General features: G+C 55.8%; 1 rRNA gene. It reads left to right on the top strand.

Annotated features, from left to right (window positions below):
• Positions 1–464, top strand: a 23S ribosomal RNA gene (locus ACLF5H_RS37340); the annotation flags it as partial.

The following is a 464-nucleotide window of genomic DNA, read 5'->3' on the forward strand; positions in this document are numbered from 1 at the left end:
TGGGCACTGTCTCAACGAGAGACTCGGTGAAATTATAGTACCTGTGAAGATGCAGGTTACCCGCGACAGGACGGAAAGACCCCGTGGAGCTTTACTGCAGCCTGATATTGAATGTTGGTACAGCTTGTACAGGATAGGTAGGAGCCTTGGAAACCGGAGCGCCAGCTTCGGTGGAGGCATCGGTGGGATACTACCCTGGCTGTATTGACCTTCTAACCCGCCGCCCTTATCGGGCGGGGAGACAGTGTCAGGTGGGCAGTTTGACTGGGGCGGTCGCCTCCTAAAAGGTAACGGAGGCGCCCAAAGGTTCCCTCAGAATGGTTGGAAATCATTCGCAGAGTGTAAAGGCACAAGGGAGCTTGACTGCGAGACCTACAAGTCGAGCAGGGACGAAAGTCGGGCTTAGTGATCCGGTGGTTCCGCATGGAAGGGCCATCGCTCAACGGATAAAAGCTACCCCGGGG

This window comes from Streptomyces sp. LaBMicrA B280, from assembly GCF_049222185.1.
Lineage (GTDB): Bacteria > Actinomycetota > Actinomycetes > Streptomycetales > Streptomycetaceae > Streptomyces > Streptomyces murinus.